General features: G+C 64.5%; 21 protein-coding genes and 1 tRNA gene. 18 read left to right on the plus strand and 4 right to left on the minus strand.

The window, feature by feature from the left end; genetic code table 11:
- The first annotated feature begins 49 nt into the window (after positions 1 to 49).
- From MTX21_RS02385 to MTX21_RS02395, 3 genes are read left to right on the plus strand one after another with little or no spacing between them, the layout of a single operon-like run.
- On the plus strand, positions 50 to 358 hold the full coding sequence (locus tag MTX21_RS02385; RefSeq protein ID WP_280970339.1) for an NIPSNAP family protein: 309 nt from the start codon (positions 50 to 52) through the stop codon (positions 356 to 358).
- A gap of 31 nt (positions 359 to 389) precedes the next feature.
- The gene (locus MTX21_RS02390; RefSeq protein ID WP_280970340.1) at positions 390 to 740 is read left to right on the plus strand and encodes an antibiotic biosynthesis monooxygenase; all 351 of its coding nucleotides are present in this window, start codon (positions 390 to 392) and stop codon (positions 738 to 740) included.
- Between the two features lie 51 nt (positions 741 to 791).
- Positions 792 to 1,601, plus strand: a complete 810-nt coding sequence (locus MTX21_RS02395; RefSeq protein ID WP_280970341.1) for an isocitrate lyase/phosphoenolpyruvate mutase family protein — start codon at positions 792 to 794, stop codon at positions 1,599 to 1,601.
- A 127-nt stretch (positions 1,602 to 1,728) separates the two neighbouring features.
- Here the strand turns inward: MTX21_RS02395 and MTX21_RS02400 are convergent, their stop codons facing one another.
- The gene (locus MTX21_RS02400) at positions 1,729 to 2,106 is read right to left on the minus strand and encodes a hypothetical protein (protein ID WP_280970342.1); all 378 of its coding nucleotides are present in this window, start codon (positions 2,104 to 2,106) and stop codon (positions 1,729 to 1,731) included.
- 164 nt (positions 2,107 to 2,270) lie between these two features.
- Between MTX21_RS02400 and MTX21_RS02405 the strand changes: the two genes are divergently transcribed.
- Complete coding sequence (locus MTX21_RS02405; protein WP_280970343.1) at positions 2,271 to 2,912, plus strand: trimeric intracellular cation channel family protein; 642 nt, start codon at positions 2,271 to 2,273, stop codon at positions 2,910 to 2,912.
- Between the two features lie 175 nt (positions 2,913 to 3,087).
- Here the strand turns inward: MTX21_RS02405 and MTX21_RS02410 are convergent, their stop codons facing one another.
- A complete protein-coding gene (locus MTX21_RS02410; RefSeq protein WP_280970344.1) occupies positions 3,088 to 4,299 on the minus strand; it encodes a c-type cytochrome in 1,212 nt (403 codons plus the stop codon).
- A 295-nt stretch (positions 4,300 to 4,594) separates the two neighbouring features.
- Between MTX21_RS02410 and MTX21_RS02415 the strand changes: the two genes are divergently transcribed.
- From MTX21_RS02415 to MTX21_RS02455, 9 genes are all read left to right on the plus strand, one after another.
- Positions 4,595 to 8,086, plus strand: coding sequence for an indolepyruvate ferredoxin oxidoreductase family protein (locus tag MTX21_RS02415; RefSeq protein WP_280970345.1), 3,492 nt, complete (start codon positions 4,595 to 4,597; stop codon positions 8,084 to 8,086).
- Positions 8,087 to 8,531: 445 nt separating this feature from the next.
- A complete protein-coding gene (locus MTX21_RS02420; protein WP_280970346.1) occupies positions 8,532 to 9,689 on the plus strand; it encodes a thiolase domain-containing protein in 1,158 nt (385 codons plus the stop codon).
- Complete coding sequence (locus MTX21_RS02425) at positions 9,689 to 10,078, plus strand: OB-fold domain-containing protein (protein ID WP_280970347.1); 390 nt, start codon at positions 9,689 to 9,691, stop codon at positions 10,076 to 10,078. Before MTX21_RS02420 ends, MTX21_RS02425 begins: the two co-directional genes overlap by 1 nt.
- A 207-nt stretch (positions 10,079 to 10,285) precedes the next feature.
- Positions 10,286 to 11,146, plus strand: a complete 861-nt coding sequence (locus MTX21_RS02430; protein ID WP_280970348.1) for a MaoC family dehydratase — start codon at positions 10,286 to 10,288, stop codon at positions 11,144 to 11,146.
- Positions 11,147 to 11,340: 194 nt separating this feature from the next.
- Complete coding sequence (locus tag MTX21_RS02435; protein WP_280970349.1) at positions 11,341 to 12,219, plus strand: SDR family oxidoreductase; 879 nt, start codon at positions 11,341 to 11,343, stop codon at positions 12,217 to 12,219.
- Positions 12,220 to 12,292: 73 nt separating this feature from the next.
- A complete protein-coding gene (locus MTX21_RS02440; protein WP_280970350.1) occupies positions 12,293 to 13,246 on the plus strand; it encodes a dihydrodipicolinate synthase family protein in 954 nt (317 codons plus the stop codon).
- 4 nt (positions 13,247 to 13,250) lie between these two features.
- Positions 13,251 to 14,048 (plus strand): NUDIX hydrolase, encoded by a 798-nt coding sequence (locus MTX21_RS02445; protein ID WP_280970351.1) that lies wholly within the window; start codon positions 13,251 to 13,253, stop codon positions 14,046 to 14,048.
- A gap of 81 nt (positions 14,049 to 14,129) precedes the next feature.
- Positions 14,130 to 15,044, plus strand: coding sequence for an EamA family transporter (locus MTX21_RS02450; protein ID WP_280970352.1), 915 nt, complete (start codon positions 14,130 to 14,132; stop codon positions 15,042 to 15,044).
- A 133-nt stretch (positions 15,045 to 15,177) separates the two neighbouring features.
- Positions 15,178 to 17,865: a PAS domain S-box protein gene (locus MTX21_RS02455; RefSeq protein WP_280970353.1), complete on the plus strand. Its 2,688-nt coding sequence runs from the start codon at positions 15,178 to 15,180 to the stop codon at positions 17,863 to 17,865.
- Here the strand turns inward: MTX21_RS02455 and MTX21_RS02460 are convergent, their stop codons facing one another.
- Positions 17,866 to 18,216 (minus strand): GrlR family regulatory protein, encoded by a 351-nt coding sequence (locus tag MTX21_RS02460; protein ID WP_280970354.1) that lies wholly within the window; start codon positions 18,214 to 18,216, stop codon positions 17,866 to 17,868.
- Positions 18,217 to 18,471: 255 nt separating this feature from the next.
- On the opposite strand from MTX21_RS02460, the gene MTX21_RS02465 reads away from it, so the two are divergent.
- Positions 18,472 to 18,966: a hypothetical protein gene (locus MTX21_RS02465; protein WP_280970949.1), complete on the plus strand. Its 495-nt coding sequence runs from the start codon at positions 18,472 to 18,474 to the stop codon at positions 18,964 to 18,966.
- Positions 18,967 to 19,011: 45 nt separating this feature from the next.
- Here the strand turns inward: MTX21_RS02465 and MTX21_RS02470 are convergent, their stop codons facing one another.
- A complete protein-coding gene (locus MTX21_RS02470) occupies positions 19,012 to 19,395 on the minus strand; it encodes a VOC family protein (RefSeq protein ID WP_280970355.1) in 384 nt (127 codons plus the stop codon).
- Between the two features lie 167 nt (positions 19,396 to 19,562).
- Between MTX21_RS02470 and MTX21_RS02475 the strand changes: the two genes are divergently transcribed.
- From MTX21_RS02475 to MTX21_RS02490, 4 genes are all read left to right on the plus strand, one after another.
- Complete coding sequence (locus tag MTX21_RS02475) at positions 19,563 to 20,144, plus strand: hypothetical protein (RefSeq protein WP_280970356.1); 582 nt, start codon at positions 19,563 to 19,565, stop codon at positions 20,142 to 20,144.
- 161 nt (positions 20,145 to 20,305) lie between these two features.
- A complete protein-coding gene (locus MTX21_RS02480; RefSeq protein WP_280970357.1) occupies positions 20,306 to 20,794 on the plus strand; it encodes a hypothetical protein in 489 nt (162 codons plus the stop codon).
- Positions 20,795 to 20,942: 148 nt separating this feature from the next.
- Positions 20,943 to 21,019 (plus strand) — tRNA-Arg (locus MTX21_RS02485).
- 198 nt (positions 21,020 to 21,217) lie between these two features.
- Positions 21,218 to 22,120 carry a sigma-70 family RNA polymerase sigma factor gene (locus tag MTX21_RS02490; protein WP_280970358.1) on the plus strand — a complete coding sequence of 301 codons (903 nt, stop codon included), beginning with the start codon at positions 21,218 to 21,220 and terminating at the stop codon, positions 22,118 to 22,120.
- Positions 22,121 to 22,227: the final 107 nt, after the last annotated feature.

Consider the following 22,227-nt stretch of genomic DNA (forward strand, 5'->3'; position numbering starts at 1 on the left):
CGCGCGGACCCGTTGGCTCGCAATGACGGAGAAATGAGGAGAACCCCGCATGTCCGTCACCGTCTTCATCCGCTACCAGCTCGATCCGTTCAAGCGCGCGCAGTTCGAGGAGTATTCGAAGCGCTGGCTCACCATCATCCCGAAATGCGGCGGCGACCTGATCGGCTATTTCATGCCGCATGAGGGCACCAACAACATCGCCTTCGCGCTGATCACCTTCGAGAGTCTGGCGGCCTATGAGGCCTATCGCGCGCGGCTGCGCCAGGATGCGGAAGGCATGGCCAATTTCCGTTTCGCGGAGGAGAACAAGTTTATTCTTAGCGAGGAGCGGACCTTCCTGCGCAAGGTGGTATTATAGGCGGCACCAACACCATCTTGAGGAGATGCCCATGATCGCCGTGATCTTCGAAGTCTGGCCGAAGCCGGAACACCGCCAGGACTATTTCGATATCGCGGCCGATCTGAAGCCGCTCCTGCAAACCATCGACGGCTTCATCTCGGTCGAGCGCTTCGAGAGCCTGACGGAGAAGGGCAAGATCCTGTCGGTGTCGTTCTGGCGCGACGAGGCGGCGGTCGAGGCCTGGCGCAACACGATGGAGCACCGCCGCTCGCAGGCCAAGGGCCGCAGCAAGATCTTCGCCGACTATCGCCTGCGCATTGCCAGCGTGATCCGCGATTATGGCATGACCGACCGCGAACAGGCGCCGAAGGACAGCCGCGCCGTACACGACGCGCACTAGCGCGCGCGTCACTGCGTGCCTATGTCTGCGCGGCCAACAAGGGAGAGAAACATGCACGTCACGACCGCGGACAAGCGCGCGACATTCAGGAAGATGCACGAGAGCGGCTGCTTCATCCTGCCCAATCCGTTCGACGTCGGCAGCGCCAAAGCGCTGCAGCATCTCGGCTTCCAGGCGATCGCCTCGAGCAGCGCCGGCTTCGCCTGGACGATCGGGCACGCCGATAACCGCGTCGCGGTCGACGACGTCTGTCAGCATCTGGCAGCATTGTGTTCGGCCGTCGACATCCCCGTGAACGCGGATTTCGAGGGCGGCTTCGCGGTCGAACCCGACAAGGTTGCGGAAAATGTCGAGCGCGGCGTGCGGACCGGCGTGGCCGGCCTGTCGATCGAGGATTCCACCGGCGACAAGGACAAGCCGATCTATGAGCGTGCGCTCGCGGTCGAGCGCATGAAGGCGGCGCGCAAGGCGATCGGCGACAGCGGCACCATGCTGGTCGGTCGCTGCGAGGCGTATCTGTGGGGTGTGACCGACCTCGAGCTCGTGATCGACCGGCTCACCGCCTATGCCGACGCTGGTGCCGACTGCCTCTATGCGCCGGGCTTGAAGACGCGCGAGGACATCGCGGCAGTGGTGAAGGCCGTGCATCCCAAGCCGTTCAATCTGCTGATCGGCGGCTCCGGACTCTCGTTGCAGGAAGCCGCCGATCTCGGCGTACGCCGGATCAGTGTCGGCGGCTCGCTGGCGCGCGCGGCCTGGGGCGGCTTCATGCGCGCAGCGAAGGAGATGGCGGAGAAGGGGACGTTCGCAGAGCTGGCCGGCGGCTATTCCGGCGGCGAGCTCAACAAGATGTTTAGCTGACGCAAACGGTTTAGCTGACGCAAACGGTTTGGCTGACGCAAACGGTCAAACTAACGACACGCGGCGGGATGTCGGGTCCCGCCGTGTTCGTTCCTGTCGTCATGCCCGCGATGACAGCGTGATGGTGTTACTGCGCCTTGCCGCCGTCAGACGGCGCAGCCGGCTCCGCCGGCTTGTTCGGCGCCGCACCCGTGGTCACGCCCGGCGAGGCGTTGTTCTTCATGCCGGGAGGCGCGGCCGGATTGGCCGGTTGCGTCTGGGCGGTCTGCGCGGGTGGCGCATTGCTGGCCTGGTTGTTCGTGCTGGTGTTGTTCAGTCCGTAGAACACAGCGCCCAGCACCAGCGCGATCGCGACGGCGAACAACGCAATTTTGCCGCTGGAGGCGGGACCTTCGCCGAGCTCGGGATCGGCCTGCAGGTCGGCATCCCGGCGCGCTTGGCGAAGATACTCATCCTCGGCGAGATTCGGGCGGTACGGATCGTTTGGAAAACGGTCGTCAGCCATCGATTGGTCTCCTCGGTTATTGCGGCAGGTCAACCCGTAGCTGCGAGATTCTGTTCCGGATCCTTTATGCTTTCGTCGCAGGTTGCCCACCTCGCGGGAATCGGGAACCTGTTTCATCGGGGAACCCGGAGATGGTTCCGCCACGGACGGAAGGGAACAAAGCGATGTGGAGCCTGCCGCCGAGCGATAGCGTGCTGCATTTCCTTTCCCTGGTTGCGGTGGCCGCACAGGGCATGACCGCGGCGCTTGCGGCCGGCCGGCGCAGCATGGATTGGCTCGGCGTCTGCTTCCTCGGCTGCATCACCGCGCTCGGCGGCGGCACGCTGCGCGACCTCTTCCTCGGACATTATCCGCTGGCCTGGGTCGCTAACCCCATCTATCTCGCGCTGGCTGGCGGCGCGGCCTTCATTACAATCCTGTTCGCGCGCCTCGTGCACAGGCTCAAGGTCGCCTTCATCATGCTCGATGCCATCGGGCTCGTCGTCTTCACCATGGCCGGCTGCGACGTCGCTTGGCAGATGGATGCCTCGCTGCCGATCGTCATCGTCTCCGGCATGGTGACGGGCTCCGCCGGCGGCGTGTTGCGCGACATCCTCTGCAACGACGTGCCGCTGCTGTTCCGCTCCGAGCTCTATGCCAGCGTCTCGGTCGTCACCGGCCTGTTCTATGCCACGGCGTTCGGCCTCAAGCTCAACGCCGAGCTCTGGACCATTTTGATATTTGTGCTCGGCATCGGCTTCCGCCTGCTCGCGGTGGGCTACAAATGGGAGATGCCGAAGTTCGTCTTCACGGGAGATGAGCGGTAGATCTTCGCCTCTCCCCGCGCGCGGGGAGAGGCCGACGCGCGAAGCGCGGCGGGTGAGGGGGACTCTCCGCGCGTTCAAATGTCACCATCTTTGCGGAGGCTGCCCCTCACCCCAACCCTCTCCCCGTAAGAACGGGGAGAGGGAGTGCACTTTCGTCGCCCGGTACTTTCCGCCATCACGGCTCCTGCTTCCGCGCTTTCGCCACCTGTGCCGGCGTGACCAGCGGCGCGGCATTGCCCCAGGAGTTGCGGATGTAGTTCGTCACCGCGGCGATCTGCTCGTCGGAGAGTTGCTTGGCATAGCCCGGCATCTCGCCCGTGTTCGGGGCGCGGGGCGTCGTCACGGTGTGCGCGCCGTCGAGCATGATGCGCAAGGTGGAGGATGGATTGACCGATTGCAGCAGCGCATTGCCGGGCAAGGGCGGATAGATGCGCGGCGCGCCGGAGCCGTCGGCTTCATGGCAGGCGATGCAGAGCCGCGCGTAGACAGCCTGGCCGGCCTTCATCTCGGCATCATCAGGCGGCGTCACAATCGGCTCACGCCGCGCCGCCGGCAGACTCTTCAGATACACGGCCATCGCGCGCACGTCGGCATCGCTCATCTTCGAGGTCGAGCCGACGATGACCTCGGCCATCGGCCCGTCGGCGTGGCTCCTGGCGTTGCGGCCGCTTTGCAGATATTCGGCGAGGTCCTCGACGCTCCAGGACTTCAGCCCGCTGCGCGCCGCGCCATCGAGCCTTGGAGCGAACCAGCCGCCGATGTCGTTGCCGGACAACGCCAGCGCATCCTTGTCTGCGCCGAAGTAGTTCTTCGGCGTGTGGCAGGCGCCGCAATGGCCGAGCCCGGTGACGAGATAGCCGCCGCGATTCCATTCGGTGCTCTTGCCCTGATCCGGCTCGAACAAGCCGGGCTTGAAGTACAGGTAATTCCAGGCCCGCATCAGGCCGCGATAGCCGAACGGCCAGCGCAGCTCCGGCGGCTTGTTGCGGCTCACGACGGGCGGCAGCGTTGCGAGATAGGCGCGGATCGCCAGCGTGTCGTCCTTGGTCATCCGGGTGAAATAGGGGTAGGGGAAGGCCGGGTAGTACAGCGAGCCGTCCGGCGCGGTGCCGTAGCGCAAGGCGCGGGTGAAGTCGGCGTCGGTCCAGGCGCCGATCCCGGTGTCGCGATCGGGCGTCAGGTTCGGGGTGAAGATCGCGCCGAACGGCGTGTCGATGCGCGTTCCGCCGGCAAAAGGCTTTGCAGGATCGGCGGTGTGGCAGCCCGCGCAATCGCCAGCCACCACCAGCGCCTCGCCGCGGGCAATCATCTCCGGTGACGGCTCGCTGGCCGTCGCTGCGCCCACAATTGCACTGCACAAAACCAGGCCCGCCAGAATCGTCCGCATCCTCGGCCTTCTCCCGCGACCAAACGTCGTCATTCCAGATTATAGGGGCGTCACGTCATTTCGCGATGGCGGTGCATGATGACACAAATTGAAAATGCCCAATGCCTTTCCGGCCACGAAATTGCGATTTTTACTCGTCGCCGCTTCCGAGCCAGATTTGTGGTGCGAAGCGTTAAATATCCGACATAAAGTGGCGCAGGTGGTCGGCGCGCCCTAGCTGAAAACAACGGGCAGGCAACGGCTTAAGCGATCTTAAGTGAGCAAGACCTGAATAGGGCGGTGAAACGAGGACAGCATGGGCATCAACCAGGGGCCGATCAGTCTCGATCAGAAATACACCCAGGAAACCGGACACGTCTTCACTACGGGCATCCAGGCGCTGGTCCGCCTGCCCATGGCCCAGATCCGGCGCGACCGCGCGAGCGGCCTCAACACCGCGGGCTTCATCTCCGGCTATCGCGGCTCGCCGCTCGGCGGCTACGACCAACAGCTTTTTGCCGCGCGAAAACATCTCGAGCAGTACAACATCAAGTTCCAGCCCGGCGTGAACGAGGATCTCGCGGCCACCGCAATCTGGGGTTCGCAGCAGCTCAACCTCTCGCCCGGCGCCAAGTATGACGGTGTGGTCGGCATCTGGTACGGCAAGGGCCCCGGCGTCGACCGCTGCGGCGACGTCTTCCGCCACGGCAATGCCGCGGGCTCGGCCAAGAATGGCGGCGTGCTCTGCTTGGCCGGCGACGATCACGGCGCAAAGTCCTCGACCGTGCCGCATCAGTCCGACCACGCCTTCATCTCGGCGCTGATGCCCTATCTCTATCCCTCCAGCATCCACGAGATGATCGAGATGGGCCTGCTCGGCATCGCGATGTCGCGCTACTCGGGCTGCTGGGTCGGCATGAAGGTCATCACCGAGACGGTGGAGACCACCGCCGAGATCGACCTCACCGACGAGATGAAGCCCTTCATCATCCCGACTGATTTCGAGCTGCCGCCCGGCGGCCTCAATCTGCGCTGGCCGGATGACCGCTTCGAGCAGGACCGTCGCCTCCAGGACTACAAGGGCTTTGCCGCGATCGCCTTTGCGCGCGCCAACAAGGTCAACCGCATCACGATGGATTCCCCGAACGCCCGCTTCGGCATCATGGCGTCGGGCAAAAGCTATGAGGATGTACGGCAAGCGCTGCGCGAGCTCGGCATCACCGAGGAGGTCGCGGCTAGAATCGGCCTTCGCCTCTACAAGATCGGCATGCCCTGGCCGCTGGAGCCGGAAGGCGTGCGCCAGTTCGCGGTCGGCCTCGAAGAGATCTTCATCGTCGAGGAGCGCCGCGAGATCGTCGAGAACCAGGTCAAGCAGGAGCTGTTCAACTGGCGCGACGACGTCCGACCGCGCATCGTCGGCAAGATGGACGAGCACGACAAGCGATTCCTGACTTTCGCCGCCGAGCTCAGCGTCGCTTCGCTTGCGACCTCGCTCACCGAGCGGCTGCTTCGACTTAATCTGAACCCCGAGATCGCGGAGATGCTCCGCGCCAAGGCGGACTGGTTCAACGGTCGCCAAGCCACGCAAATGCAGGCAACTGCGCCTGTCTCCCGCACCCCGTATTTCTGCTCCGGCTGTCCCCACAACACATCGACAAAGGTCCCCGAAGGCAGCCGCGCGCTCGCCGGCATCGGCTGTCACTTCATGGCGCTGTGGATGGACCGCTCGACCGAGACGTTCACGCATATGGGCGGCGAGGGCGTGCCGTGGGTCGGCATCGCGCCCTTCACCAACGAAAACCACATTTTTGCGAACCTCGGCGACGGCACTTACTTCCACTCGGGAATTCTCGCCATCCGCCAGGCGATCGCCTCGAAAGCCAACATCACCTACAAGATCCTCTACAACGACGCCGTCGCCATGACCGGCGGCCAGCGCCATGACGGCGATCTGTCGCCGCAGCAGATCACCTCCCAGCTTCACGCCGAAGGCATCCGCGAGATCTATCTGGTCTCGGAGAATCCCGACGCCTATCCGGCCGACACCATCGCGCCCGGCGTGAAGAAATATCATCGCGACGAGCTGCAGGATGTCATGAAGATGTGCCGGGAATACAAGGGCACGTCGGCGATCGTGTTCGTGCAGACCTGCGCTGCCGAGAAGCGGCGGCGCCGCAAGCGCGGCCTGATGGAGGATCCGCCGCGCCGCGTCATGATCAACCCGGCCGTGTGCGAAGGCTGCGGCGACTGCTCGGTGCAGTCGAATTGCATCTCGGTCGAGCCCCTGGAGACCGAGTTCGGGCGCAAGCGCGCCATCAACCAGTCCTCCTGCAACAAGGACTATTCGTGCCTGAAGGGCTTCTGTCCGTCCTTCGTCACCATCGACGGCGGTGCGCCGCGTCACCGCGCCCCGGCAGAGCTCGCTGAGATCGGCGAACTGCCCGAGCCCGCTTCACGTCCGTCGCTGGACAAGCCCTACAACATCGCCATCGGCGGTGTCGGCGGCACCGGCGTTTTGACCATCGGTGCGCTGCTCGGCATGGCCGCGCACATCGAGGGCAAGGCCTCGATGATTCTCGACATGTCCGGTCTGGCGCAGAAGGGCGGGGCGGTGCTGAGCCACGTCCGCCTGTCGGATCATCCCGCCGAGGTGACCTGCTCGCGCATCGTCACCGGCACGGCCGATCTCGTGCTCGCGGCCGACGAGGTGGTCGCGGTCGCCAAGGACGCGATCACGCTCTGTGACTCCGGCCGCACCCGCGGCATCATCAACAGCCACGTCATCCCCACCGCCGATTTCATCCTCAACCGCGACTTCAACTTCCAGACCCGCAAGCTGAACGCGGTGCTGGAAACGGCGCTGCACAAGGACTCGGTGTTCTTCGATTTCACCAAGCCGGCCGAACAGCTTCTCGGCGACTCTATTGCCACCAACATGATGATGATGGGCTACGCCTACCAGAAGGGCCTACTGCCTCTCTCGGCGGAAGCGATCGAGCAGGCGATCGAGGTCAACGGCGTCTCGATCAAGATGAACAAGGAAGCCTTCCGCCTCGGCCGCCTCGCGGTCGCCGATCCCGCGCGCCTTGCGGACATGCTGAAGGGGACTGACGAGGTCGTTGCGCCTAAGACCTTGGACGCAATGACGTTAGACGAGGTCATCGAGCACCGCGCCAAGCATCTGACCGCCTATCAGAACAGCCGGCTGGCAAAACGCTACCGCAAGCTGGTCGACGAGGTCCGAGATGCTGCAGTGAAGGGCGGTTATGACGACGCACTGCCGCGCGCGGTCGCGGTGAACTACGCCAAGCTGCTGGCCTACAAGGATGAATACGAAGTCGCGCGCCTCTTCACCGACGGCGCCTTCGAGCAGCAGCTCCGCGACCAGTTCGAGGGCGACTTCAAGTTCAACTTCAATCTCGCGCCGCCGATTTTGGCAAGCGGCGTCGATGCGCTGGGACGCCCGAAGAAGCGCGCGTTTGGGCCGTGGATGCTCAGGGTGTTCCGCGTGCTGGCGAAGTTCAAGTTCCTGCGCGGCACACCACTCGACATCTTCGGTCGCAGCGCCGACCGCAAGCTCGAGCGCGATCTGATTGCAGGCTACGAGAAGGACGTCGCCACCGTGCTCGGCCTGTTGTCGCCGGTCACCATCGACACCGCGGTAGAACTGCTCTCGTTGCCCGATCGCATCCGCGGCTACGGCCCGGTGAAGGAGAAGGCGGTCCAGGACGCCAAGGCTCGCTACGCCCAACTCGCCGCCGACCTCGCCAGTCCACCGCCTGCGCCGCGTCAGATCGCGGCGGAGTAGGGCAGTCCCGTAGGGTGGGTTAGCGCAGCGTAACCCACCACTTCTTTCTCGATGTGGAAAGTAGAGAGGTGGGTTGCGCCCTCGGCTAACCCACGATTTCTGTTCGAAATCAACCACCGTTCTACTTTGCATGGGGTTGTTTTCGAAAAATGGAAAATCGCTTGTGCCGTCGGGCAAAACACCTTTACGACTTTGTCCGTCCGGGACGTCATTGCGAGCGTAGCGAAGCAATCCAGAAAATGCATCCGCGGAAAGACTCCTGGATTGCTTCGCTGCGCTCGCAATGACGATGCGAAAGACCTTCCCCTGCGCCTCTGGATGATGGAGTGGCGAGTTGCGCCAACCCGCTGCCCTCTCGCCCGACGGAATATTTCCGCGCTTGCCAACGGGGCATTCGCGGTTCAGAAAAACGGAGCAAGAAGAAACGCCAGCGGAGACCTAAGTTTTGACCATCAAGGGCAAGGCCTACATTGCCGGGATCTATGAACACCCGACCCGGCATGCGCCGGACAAATCCACAGCCCAGCTCCATGCCGAGGTCGCCAAAGGCGCGATCGAGGATGCCGGGCTCACCAAGGACGATGTCGACGGCTATTTCTGCGCCGGCGACGCCCCGGGCGGCGCCTGGCCGATGGTCGACTATCTCGGCCTCAACACCAAAAAACTCCGTCACGTCGATTCCACCGAAACCGGCGGCTGTTCCTATATCATCCACCTCGGCCACGCCGCTGAAGCCATCGCCGCGGGCAAGTGCTCGATCGCGCTGATCACGCTCGCCGGCAAGCCGCGCACCGGTCCGATGCCGCCGCGCGCGGCCGGTGCCGAGGTCGATTTCGAGTCCGCTTACGGTGCGACCACGCACAATGCCTATGGCATGTGTGCCATGCGCCACATGCACGACTATGGCACCACGAGCGAGCAACTCGCGTGGATCAAGGTCGCAGCCTCGCATCACGCGCAATACAATCCGCACGCGATGCTCAAGGACGTCGTCACCGTCGAGGATGTCCTGAACTCGCCGATGATTTCCGATCCCTTGCATCGCATGGATTGCTGTGTCGTCTCCGACGGCGGCGGCGCGCTCATCGTGACGACGCCCGAGATCGCCAAGAGCCTGAAGAAGCCGCAAGTGCGCCTGATCGGCCATGGCGAGGCGATGAAGGGCCCGCGCGGCGGCAAGGATCTCGACCTCACTTACTCCGCCGGCGTCTGGTCCGGTCCGCGCGCGTTTGATGAAGCGGGCATCGCGCCGAAGGACATCAAATACGCCTCGATCTACGACAGCTTCACCATCACGGTCTTGATGCAGCTCGAGGACCTCGGCTTCTGCAAGAAGGGCGAGGGCGGCAAGTTCGTCGCTGACGGCAATCTGATCTCCGGCGTCGGCAAGCTGCCGTTCAACACGGACGGTGGTGGCCTGTGCAGTAACCATCCCGTCAACCGCGGCGGCATGACCAAGATCATCGAGGCCGTCAGGCAGTTGCGCGGCGAGGCGCATCCGAAGGTGCAGGTCAAGAACTGCGATCTCGCCATCGCCCACGGCACCGGCGGCCTTTTGGGCGTCCGCCATGCCGCCTCGACCGCCATTCTGGAGCGCGTGTGATGAGCGAAGCAAAAAAGTATCCGGCTCCGGTGACGAACGCCGAGACCGCGCCGTTCTGGGAAGCGGCCAAAGAGAGCAAGTTCATGATCAAGCGCTGCACCGCATGCGGCGAAGCGCATTACTTTCCGCGCGCGATCTGCCCGTTCTGCTTCTCCGACAAAACGGTGTGGGAGGAGTCTTCGGGCGAGGCCACGATCTACACCTACAGCCTGATGCGGAAGTCGCCCACCGGTCCTTACGCGATCGGCTACGTTACGCTGAAGGAAGGCCCGTCGCTGCAGACCAACTTCGTCGATTGCGATCTGACGAAGTTGAAGATCGGCCAGAAGGTGAAGGTGGTGTTCAAGCCCACCGACGGCGCACCATTGCCGTTCTTTACACCCGCCTGACGCGAGCTGCTTTCCCTTCTCCCCTTGTGGGAGAAGGTGGCGCGAAGCGCCGGATGAGGGGTCTCTTTCCGCGGAATGACTCTCTGTGCGGAGCCAACCCCTCACCCAAGTGAGTTTGTTGCTGATATCTCGCTGCCCTCTCCCACAAGGGGGAGAGGGCACATCAACGAACAGCGGCGTCGAAAATCCGGGGAGGAAACCAGAAAAATGTCCGCCAGATACGAAGAACTCAAAGCTCTCAAGAACCTCGGCCAGAAATACGCCTACAGCGATCGCGAGGTGATGCTCTATGCCTATGGCATCGGGCTCGGGGCCGATCCGATGGACGAAAACGAGCTGGGCTTCGTCAACGAGGGCACGCTGACGCCGCGGCCGCTCAAGGTGGTGCCGACCTTCGCTTCCGTCGCGGCCTGGGGCTCGGGCCCCGGCGAGATGAACCTCAACCGCGTGATGGTTGTCGACGGCGAGCGCGACATCACGTTTCATCAGCCTTTGCCGACGGCCGCGCACATCACCGCCGATTCTTCCGTGCTCGAGGTCTATGACAAGGGCAAGGACAAGGGCGTGGTGATCAGCCACCAGACAGTGCTGAAGAACGAGAAGGGCGAGAAGCTGGCGACGCTGGTAGCCTCGCGCTTCGCCCGCGGCGACGGCGGCTTTGGTGGGCCGAACCTGACCCAGCCCGATCCGCACGCGATCCCGTCGCGCGCGCCTGACAGAACCATCGACATCACCACACGCCCCGACCAGGCGCTGGTCTATCGCCTCTGCGGCGATCGCAACCCGCTGCACTCCGATCCCGCATTCGCCAAGAAGGCCGGTTTCCCGCGCCCGATCCTGCATGGCATGTGCACCTACGGCATCACCTGCCGTGGCGTGCTCCAGACTTATGCCGACTACGATCCGTCCGCGTTCCGGCAGCACGTCGCGCGGTTCTCTTCGCCGGTCTATCCCGGCGAGACCGTGACCATGGACCTCTGGAAGGACGGCAACGTGATCTCGTTCGAAGCCAAGGTAAAGTCGCGCGGCGTCACCGTGATCAAGAACGGCAAGACGGTGCTGGGTTAGTAAGGCACTGGCGGCGCACTCCCTCGCCCCGCTTGCGGGCAGAGGGTGGGGTGAGGGGGAGTCTCCACGGGGACGCTGAGAGTTGAGTTCGCGGAGCCTCCCCCTCACCCGGAAATCAAGCTGCGCTTGATTTCCGGCCTCTCCCCGCACGCGGGGAGAGGCGAAGAAAGAAACAAAAACAGGGAGAAGCCACCATGGGACTACTCGACGGCAAGGTTGCGCTGATCACCGGCGCGGGCGGCGGGCTCGGTGAGGCCTACGCAAAACTGTTCGCGCGGGAAGGGGCGGCGGTCGTGGTCAACGACCTCGGCGGGCCGCGTGACGGCTCGGGCGCCGACAAGTCGATGGCGCAGCAGGTGGTCGACGCGATCAAGGCCGAGGGCGGCAAGGCAGTCGCCAACGGCGCCGACATCTCCACCATGGAGGGCGGCCAGTCGGTGTTCGACGACGCGATCAAGCATTTCGGCCGCGCCGATATCCTCGTCAACAACGCCGGCATCCTGCGTGACCAGACCTTTGCCAAGGCCTCCGAGGCCGACTGGGACAAGGTCATCAAGGTGCACCTGAAGGGCACCTTTTGTTGCACCATGCCGGTGTTTCGCTGGATGCGGGAAAACGGCGGCGGCGTCATCGTCAACACCTCCTCGACCTCCGGCTTGATCGGCAATTTCGGCCAGACCAATTACGGCGCGGCCAAGGGCGGCATCTGGGGTCTGTCCAATGTGCTGGCGATCGAGGGCCGCAAATACAACATCCGGATCTGGACCCTGGCCCCGGGCGCGCTGACCCGCATGACCGCAGACCTGCCCCGCTATAAGGAGAACCCCGGTGCGGCGTTGGGGCCGGACGGCATCGCACCGGCCGTGCTATACATGGTCAGCGATTTGTCGGGCGATCAGACCGGCAAGGTGCTGGGCGTGTCCGGACCCCGCGGCGTGCGCGAAATGCGGATGATGGAGATGGAAGGCTGGAAACCGCCGCACACGGGCTGGAAGGCTCAGGACATCGTCGATCACGCCAAGGAGATCTTCTTCTCCGAGGAGCAGATCAAGATGGGCGCGCGGCGGTTTTAGCCACACCGTCATTCCGGGCCTGGCCCTTCAGGCCATCCCGGAATGACGAAGGAAAGATGGACAAGGAAAGACGATGAAACTCACCGCCGACGCCAAGGGCACCTTCGCAATCGCGCCGACGCCGTTCCACGATGACGGCCGGATCGACGAGCGCTCGATCGACCGCCTGACCGATTTCTACGAGGAGGTCGGCTGCGACGGCGTCACGGTGCTCGGCATCCTTGGTGAGGCGCCGAAGCTCGATGCGGCCGAGGCCGAGCAGGTTGCGGTGCGCTTCGTCAAGCGCGCCAAGAAGATGCAGGTGATCGTCGGCGTCTCCGCCCCGGGTTTTGCGACCATGCGCTCGCTGGCGAAGGCCTCGATGGATGCGGGCGCCGCCGGCGTGATGATCGCCCCGCCGCCGTCCTTGCGCACCGACGACCAGATCATTGGCTATTTCAAGCAGGCTGCCGAAGCGATCGGTCCTGACGTGCCCTGGGTGCTCCAGGACTATCCGCTGACGCTGTCGGTGGTGTTCACCCCCGCAGTGATCCGCAAGATCGTCACCGACAATCCGAATTGCGTGATGCTCAAGCACGAGGACTGGCCGGGGCTGGAAAAGATCTCGACCTTGCGCAACTTCCAGAAGGACGGCTCGCTGCGGCCGCTCTCGATTCTTTGCGGCAATGGTGGCCTGTTCCTCGATTTCGAGATGGAGCGCGGTGCCGACGGCGCCATGACCGGCTATGCCTTCCCCGAGCTTCTGATCGACGTCGTCCGTCTCTCGAAGGATGGTAAGCGCGACGCCGCGCATGACCTGTTCGACGCGCATCTGCCGCTGATCCGCTATGAACAGCAGCCCGGTGCAGGGCTCGCCGTGCGCAAATACGTGCTGCAGAAGCGCGGCATCATCGCCTCCAGCGCACAGCGCAAGCCGGGCGCGACCATCACGCCGGCGGCGAAGGCCGAGGTCGATTATCTGCTGTCGCGCGTGGCCCGCGTCGACAAGCGCGCCAATCTCCAGCCGCAATCGAGCGCGGCAGGTTAGTTGCATGGCCGAGATCGCCGCATCACGCCCCGCGTCGACGATCCTGCTGCTGCGCGACGGCGCAGCACGGGAAATCGAGGTCTTTATGATGGTCCGCCATCATCAGATCGAGTTCAACTCGGGTGCGCTGGTGTTTCCCGGCGGCAGCGTCGATGCCGGCGACAAGGAGATCGTCGCCCGGTCCGAGCTGTATTCGGGCGGCGAAGGCCTGAGCGAAGCGGAGCGCGGCTTCCGCATCGCCGCGATCCGCGAGACCTTCGAAGAGAGCGGCATCCTGCTGGCGCGGCCGAAGGGCTCGGGTGTCCCGATCGATGCCAAGCGCGCCGGCGAGATCGCGGACGCGCACCGCGTCGCGCTGAACGAGCACAAGATCAGCTTCCTCAGCATCCTCGCCGACAACGGCCTCCAGCTCGCGCTCGACACGCTCGTGCCTTACGCGCACTGGATCACGCCGGAGGGCATGCCCAAGCGCTTCGACACCTGGTTTTTCCTCGCGGCAGCACCGCCCGATCAGCTCGGCGCGCATGACGGGCGCGAGTCGACGGACTCGATCTGGGTGTCGCCGCGCGAGGCGGTGGAGGGCGGTGAAAGTGGCCGCTTCAAGCTGCCGTTCCCGACCACGCGCAACCTGATCCGGCTGGCGAAGCAGGGCAGTGTGGCCGCGGCGCTCGACCATGCCCGCGGCATGTCCATCGTCACGGTGATGCCGGTCATGACCAAGACCGAAAGCGGCCGTCAGCTCCGTATCCCCCGCGAAGCCGGCTATGACGGTGAGGTGTTCGAGGTGGGCGCCCTCGGCTGACACACTTCGATATGTAGCGAATTATCGGTGATCGCGGCCGCGTTAAGTTCCGTCGCCTGAGAGCAGGACGGAACGCGTGACATGGATAGCCGGCAGGACACCAACATTGCCGTCGAGCTGGCGCTGCTGCTCGCGCTCGCCACGCTCTGGGGCGGCTCCTACACCTTCATCAAGCTCGGCATCGCCACCATTCCGCCGATCACGCTGATTGCCGCGCGCACCGCGATCGCCGGCCTGCTGCTGCTCGCCGTGATGCGGGCGCGCGGCATCGGGATGCCGACGGATGCCGCGACATGGCAGCGCTTCGCCTTCCAGGCCGTGCTCAACAGCGTGATCCCCTGGACGCTGATCGCGTGGGGCGAGCGCCATGTCGATGCCGCCCTTGCCACCATCCTCAACTCGGCGGCGCCGATCTTCACCTTCCTGTTCACCGCCATCGTAACCCGGCACGAAGCGACGACGCCCCGCAAGCTGATCGGCGTGGTCGCCGGTATGGCCGGCATCTGCCTGATCGTCGGGGTCGATGCCTTCCATGACATCGGTCGGGGTCTCATCGCGGAAGCGGCCATCGTCGCCGCGACCATCTGCTACGCCTGCGCTGCGATCTTCAGCCGTGGCTTCAAGGGCCTCGATCCGATGGCGCCGGCGGCCGGCTCGCTGCTTGCGGGGGCGGCGGCCTTGATCCCGGCCTCGCTCATGGTCGAGCAGCCCTGGACGCTGTCGCCCTCGCTGGTCTCGGTGCTGGCGCTGCTTGCGCTCACCGTGTTCTCGACCGCGGTGGCGTTCGCAATCTATTTCCGCCTGATCCAGACCCTCGGCTCCGTCGGGACCACCGCGCAGGCCTATCTCCGCGTGCCGATCGGGGTCGCCATCAGCGTCGCCTTCCTCGGCGAAAGCCTGAGCCGGACCGCCTGGATCGGGCTTGCCTGCGTCGTCATCGGCGTCGCCGCCATGACCATTCCGGCCAGGGGCCCGGCCAGCGTCAAAACGTCCTGATCGGAAGGGTTAACCGAAGACGGAGGGCGCTGCCCGGCCCGCGATGTTAAGGATATTCCGCGGCCCAAGGCATGTTCCCCCGAGGCCGCAATACGTCGTATATTGGGCTTCCCGTAGCCCGGTCCTCAACCCAATGTCCGCCGAATCGACGCCGAATCCCGAGAAGAAGCGAATATTCTCGCTCTCCATCGGCCAGCTCACGTTCGGCAGCTTCCTCCTGGTGCTGGCGGTGATCATCGTCACCTCGACCGCGAGCGTGATCGCGATCCGGCATATCGATTCGACCTTCGCCGAGCTGCAGCGGCTCCAGAGCGTCGGCGATCTCGCCGAGGACATTGACCGGCGCATGAACGAGTTGCGGCTCGCCGCGCGCGACTTCGTTACCGACCCCGGCGCCGGAATCCAGTTCCAGCAGGTCGGCGAGGCGGCCGCGACGCTGAGCGACATCCTGAAGAAGACCCGCATCGAGCTCGCGCCCGAGCAGCAGGACATGATCGACGGAGTCACCGAGCGGCTCGCGACCTACCGTAGCGGATTGGAGCGCATTTCGACGCTGATCGACCGCCGCGCCCAGTTGCTTGCCGGCCTGCCGCCGCTGCGCGAGAGGTTCGATGCTGCGGTCGCCGGAACCGCCGATCGCGAGCTGGCGTCCCGCCTGTCGGAGGCGCAGAGCCGGATCGCGCTGGGATTGCTGGCTCGCAATCCGTCGGCGGCCGAGCAGGCGGCACAGAGCATGCGGACGACGGACATCGCCGACACCAAGCTGAAGGCGGCCGTGAACGACTACGCCGAAGCCATCATCGCGGTGGCCGTCCGCGAACGGCAGATCGCCGATATCGATCGCGAGGTGCTGGGAACCGAGGGCCGGCTGATCGGACGTGTCACCGAGCTGCTGCGCGAGGTCAGCGCGCGGCGCGGTCATGTGCTGTCGCGCGACTTCGCCCGCACGCTGACGGAGGCCAGATGGCAGAGCATCGTGCTCGGTACGATTTGCGTGCTGATCGGCATCGTCGCGGCCGCCTTCGTGGTGCGGCGGACAGTCCGTCCGCTCGCCCAGATTGCAAGGTCGATCCGCGCGCTGGCCGCCGGCGAGAAGAGGACGTCGATCCCGTCCGCCGACCTCGACAACGAGATCGGCGACATCGCCCGCGCGGCCGAGGTGTTCCGCCGTGCGCTGGAGGAGGCCGACACGGCGCGCGAAGCGGCGGTGCGCGCGCTGACCGAGCAGCGCCTCGCCGAGGAGAGCTATCGCAAGCTGTTCGAGGGCTCGGTCGACGGCATCTATGTCACGACGCCGGCCGGTGACCTCCTCAACGCCAATCCCGCGCTGGCGCGGATGATGGGCTACGACAGCCCGCAGCACCTCATCGACAGCATCAGCGACATCGCCCATACCATCTACGTCCATCCTGAGGCACGCGCCGAATACCAGCGGTTGATGGAGCGCGACGGCATGGTGCGAGAGTTCGAGTACCAGGTGCGCCAGCGCAGCGGCAACATCTTGTGGCTCTCGGACAGCGCGAGCGGCGTGCGGGACGAGCAGGGCAAGATCGTTCGCTACGAGGGTACGCTGCGCGACATCACCGACCAGAAGCGCGCCGAAGACGCCATCGCCGAGGGCCGCCGCCTGTTGCAGCAGGTCATCGACACCGTGCCCGCGGTGATCAACGTCAAGAACCGCGATCTGCGCTACGTGCTGATGAACCGCTACATGGCCGGCATCTTCGGCATCGAGCCGAAGGATGCCATCGGCCGTACCACGGCCGACCTGATGTCGCGCTACGGCGCGGCCAAGACCGACGAGAACGACAAGCGGGTGCTGAAGTTCCGCAAAGGGCTCGGCTTCTACGAGGAGGAGTACAAGGATTCCTCCGGCAACATGCGGCAATGGCTCGTCAACAAGCTGCCACTGCTCGACGCCGAGGGCGAGATCGAGCGGATCGTCACGGTGGCGCTCGACATCGGCGAACGCAAGCGCGGCGAGCAGGAGATGCGCAAGGCGAAGGAAGCCGCCGAGACCGCGCTGCGCAATCTGCGCGAGACCCAGGCCTCGCTGATCGAGGCGGAGAAGTTAGCTGCGCTGGGGCGGCTGGTCGCGGGTGTTGCGCACGAGGTCAACAATCCCGTCGGCATCAGCCTGACGGTCGCCTCTGCGCTGGAGCGCAAGACTGCGATGTTCAGCGCCGAAGTCGAGCGCGGCGAGCTGCGCCGCTCGACGCTCAACGAATATCTCAACACCAGCCGCGACGCGTCCTCGCAGCTCGTGTCCAATCTCAACCGCGCTGCCGAGCTGATCCAGTCGTTCAAGCAGGTCGCGGCCGATCGCAACTATTCGGACCAGCGCACCTTCGACCTCGCCGACCTCACCGAGCAAGTCGTGCTGAGCCTGCGGCCGGGGCTGCGCAAGCACAATCTGACGCTCAACGTCGACTGTCAGCCCGATCTGACCATGAACAGCTATCCCGGCCCGTACGGCCAGGTGCTGACCAACCTGTTCCTCAATGCGGTGGCGCACGCCTTCCCCGACGGCCGGCCGGGAATCATCGACATCCAGGTGCGCGAGTCCGGCAAGGACAATGTCGAGATCATCTTCTCCGACAATGGCTGCGGCATGAGCCTCGACGTGCGCCGCCGCGCCTTCGATCCGTTTTTCACGACGCGGCGCGACCAGGGCGGGACGGGGCTCGGGCTGCACATCGTCTACAGCATCGTCACCAACCGGCTCGGCGGGCGTCTCGATCTCGACTCCGAGCCGGGCGGCGGGACGCGCATCCAGATGATCCTGCCGCGCACGGCGCCGCTCGAGCAAGCGGCGGAGTAGCTACTCCACGTCCGCCAGCTTGCGCAGCGTGGCGCCGAAGATCTGGCTCGCCTTGCCGACGAGCGCCGTTCCCGTCATCTCCGCACCTGTGTCCGTGAAGGTCCCGCTGACGCCGATGCCGACTGGGGCCGGGCCGCCGAACAGTGGATTGTCGTCGCCTCGCGGGGAGGTGTGCCGCTGCACCAGCACCTCGCCCTTGAAGGTGTTGTCCCTCACCGTGTAGCTGCCGGTGTAATAGAGATAGGCATCGCCGCCGAGGATCTTGCCGTCGCGAAAAAAGATCACACCGCTGCCCTTGCCGACTCGACCATCGAGCAGCGTCACGTGAATCGAATAGAGGCCGTTCTTCATAACGTCCCGCGGCCGGTCGCTTTCGCCCTTGGCGTACCGGTCCAGCTTTTATGCCAAAGCATGTTCGCCCGCGCAACGCGGCAGTTTGGCGGCCAACGGCGCTCGTCGATGGCGCGAGCCGTAGTTGTCCCGGCTTGTTTGTGACGGGGATATGACGGTCTCATGCTGACGTGGGACCAATCGTGCGAATCAAGTTGGCCCGCGAAATGCATGACCATCATTGCACCGGCCGCGGGGTGCTGGAGCAAGACGAACATGACCCACTGGATCGATTCCGGCGGCGATGAGCCGCGCCTGTACGGTACGCGTCCCACGAATTGCGAAGCAGACCAGGTTGGCAGCGCGGCGACACGCTGGAGAAGTGTGTGCAGGCTCGGCTGTGCGTTCCTGCTCGTCGCCCTCGCTGTCCCCTTGGCGCACGCGCGCGACCGCGGCCAATTCGTCAACACCAATGCCGAATTGAAGGCCTGGTTCGACGGACTGCGAAGCGGCAAGGGGCCATGCTGCTCCGATGCCGACGGTTCGGCGATCTCGGACTCCGACTGGGAGAGCAAGGACGGGCACTATCGTGTCCGCGTCCCGCGCTACGGCTATGTGACCGGCGGCCAGCCGCAGGAGCTCGTCTGGGTCGACGTACCCGAGGAAGCCGTGATCTCGGAGCCCAACCGGGTTGGGCGCACGATGGTCTGGCCGATCTACGGCTATACGGGCGTCACGATCCGCTGCTTCATGCCGGGAAGCATGACCTAGCTCGGCGCGCGACAGCTCTCGTGTCCGATACGCCGTGCGGCGTCGTCAGGCGTACTTCTTGTCGCGCTCGAGCAGCTCGATGGAGATGCCTTCCGGGCCGCGGATGAAGCAGATGCGGACGCCGGGCCGGATGGTCGTCGGCTCGCGCGTGAACTCAACGCCCTTGGCCTTGATCTCGGCGGCGACGGCGTCGATGTCTTTCACTGTGAGGCCGAAATGGTCGAGGCCCTGATGGGGATGCGGGGGCGGCGGGCTGACGGCGCCTTCAGCCTCCAGCGGTGCAATGAAGATCTTGGCGCCGCCAAGGTTCACGTCGATCCGTCCCGGAGCGCGCACGATCTCGCCACCGAGGACATCCCGCAGCCAGGCCGCCGTGGCCTCCGGATCGGGGCTGCGCAAATGGACGTGGTCCCAAGTGACGACTGGCATTTCATTTCCTCCCGACCGGGGCTTGCGATGTTGCAGTGCATGTTAGCGATCCCGGCCGATGATCGCCACCGTCCTTCCCGGAATCGCTTGTGCGCGGGAACCATAGTTCGTCTGCTGTATTAAGGTAAGGAGTGGCCGAATCCATTATCGCTATCGGTGACGCAGCCATGAACGCAGGGTTTGGCCGGGTCGGGTTGAGACGCTTCGCTGGGGTCGGTGATCGCTTGGCGCATGCGGCGACGATCGTGAGCGTCTCATTTGGCCGAAGCCTCCTATGGTTGCTGGCAGCACTTGTTGTCGGATGCGGTGTTTGGATGCTGATGCCGGCCAAAGGCAACGGCGCTCAAGGCGAGCCAGGAAAATCCGAGTTGGCGGCCGTCGATCCCGCGCCGGCCATATCGCCCTCGGCGAACCAGGATGCAACGTCCGCGACGGTTTCCGGCGTACAGGCGGCGGCGGAGCTCGATCGCCTTCGGATTTCGTCGCAGACCTGGCGACGCGGCGGGCTTGGCTCGAAGGCGCTGGTGACCTTCACCCTGCGAAACGACAATGATTATGCCGTAAGAGATCTTAAGATCGTCTGCGCCTTCACCCGGCGCGACGGCAGCCATCTGACCGATCGCAGCCGCCTGCTTCGCGAAACCGTGAGCATGAAGAGCCGCAGGACCTTTGTGCGCATTCCCATCGGCTTCATCAACGTTAATGCCGATCAGGCCACATGCTCGGTGATCGCAGCGCGGCGTGCGTGAAGGGGCGGATGTCCCGGTAGCGGAAAAGTTACCGCCATGTCCGTGCTCGTCAAAAAACCTGGCGTTGCCGTTGAACCGAACGGCCTATCTTGAAACCAAATTAAAGGATCGCCAGTTAAGGCGCAGTGCTCGCGCCTGGAAGCGCGCGCGGAGCGGTGCCAATGCCCATCTTTCGGTATTTCATGTTCGTCGGTGGAGCGTTGCTCGCACTGCTGTTGGCGGCGAATTTCATCTGGCCGACGCCGGCTGCGACGTCGGGCATCGCGAGCGCAAGCAACGACCCGCCGCTGATCCGTATCCGGTCGGATCGACATCTGCCGGAACGTGTCGTTCTCGATACCAGCAAGCCGACGATTGCCCCTCCTGTCGTGCAGGCGGCCGCGGTTGCCGCGCCGCAGCCAGCGCAGGCGAACGCGTCACCCGGCCTGAACGAAATGTCGGCGAAGGCGCGGGTACGCGAGACCTTCGCCCAGTTCATCCCGCCCGGGTCAAAGGCCGAGGCAACATCGGTCAAGAAGACCGACGCCAAGGCGCAGGCCTCGGTTCAGTCCAAGCGCAGGGTCGCCAGGGCCCGGCCGGCGCAGTTCGCCAGACCGATGATGCTGGTGGCGCAACAGCCGCATTTCGGCTTCTTCAACACGACTTGGTGAGCTCCTCCGCTGCCCCAGCGGGGGGCCGGCAGGGCTTTTTATTTTCAAACCTCTCTGCTAAGTCGAACGCATCCGAGCGACGCGCTCGGTGCTGGTCCGCTGGCACCGAACGAGCATGTCTCGGTTGTGGCCCGGCCATCGGGCCGAAGCGCTCGTAGCTCAGCTGGATAGAGCATCGGATTTCGATTCCGAGGGTCGGGAGTTCGAATCTCTCCGAGCGCGCCATTTCGGTCCGCAGTTCGCCGCGACACTCTCCACCCAACAAACCATCGCTCCGCGCCGGCGTGCGCCATCTCCGCCGATTATGAACATCGCCGGCATCCATCCCGGCTGAGCGCGTTGGAACCCGCCCTTCTGCGTTGTCACGCCGACCGGGGGCCATTCGTCATAGTTATGAGGAAGTGCGCCAAGGAAATGTGACCGATGAACGAACAGGAATGGCTCACCGAGCAGTTCGCAGCTCATCGCACTCAATTGCGGAAGGCCGCCTACCGGATTCTTGGCTCGATGGGTGAGGCCGACGACGCCCTGCAGGAATCCTGGCTTCGGATCAGCCGCGCCAACGCACATGGCGTGGAGAATATGGGTGGATGGCTGACGACGATCGTCGGGCGGGTGTGCCTGGACATGCTGCGCGCGCGAGTCCGCAAGTCCAGGCGTGAGGAGTCCTTGGACTCGTTCGGGCCGGACGCGGTGACGAGTGGTGGGAATGTGATCGATCTCGAGCAGGAGGCGATGCTCGCCGATTCCGTCGGGCTGGCATTGCTCGTCGTCCTGCAGAGATTGCCACCAGCGGAGCGGGTCGCCTACGTCCTGCATGACATGTTCGATCTGCCCTTCGACGAAATCGCGTCAATTGTCGGGCGGTCTGTCGAGGCGACTCGCCAGCTTGCGAGCCGTGCGCGCCGCCGTGTTCAGGGAGGCAGGGCAGTTCCAGAGGCCAATCAGGCTCGCCGGCGTCAGATTGTGGAAGCCTTCCTCACAGCGTCTCGCGCCGGCGACTTCGCTGCCCTGGTCGCCGTGCTCGATCCCGACGTGGTGCTCCGTGCGGACGAGACCGCTGCACGCAGCGGAGTCGCAATAGAAATTCGCGGTGCGTCAACGATTGCCAGACGGGCGCTTGCGTTCTCGGGGCGCGCGCCGGCGACACGCCTTCTGCTCGTGAACGGTGCCGTTGGAGCGGCGTGGTTTCAAGACGAAGAACCCGCCATCATCTTTGCCTTCACTGTCGACGATGCGAAGATCGTTGAGATCGAGCTCATCGCCAATCCCGAAAGGCTTCGCAGCATCGACCTGGCAAATCTCGATGAGCAGGGGTCTTCATAAAAGACCGGGCTCCTGACGCGTCCTGTCACGAAGTGGGAGCTCTCTTTCGTCAATAAGGTATGGGCTGATGCCGAAGCCCAGGTTCGAGCAAACCCTGGAGATCAGCG

The organism is Bradyrhizobium sp. ISRA430 (assembly GCF_029909975.1).
Classification (GTDB): Bacteria; Pseudomonadota; Alphaproteobacteria; order Rhizobiales; family Xanthobacteraceae; genus Bradyrhizobium.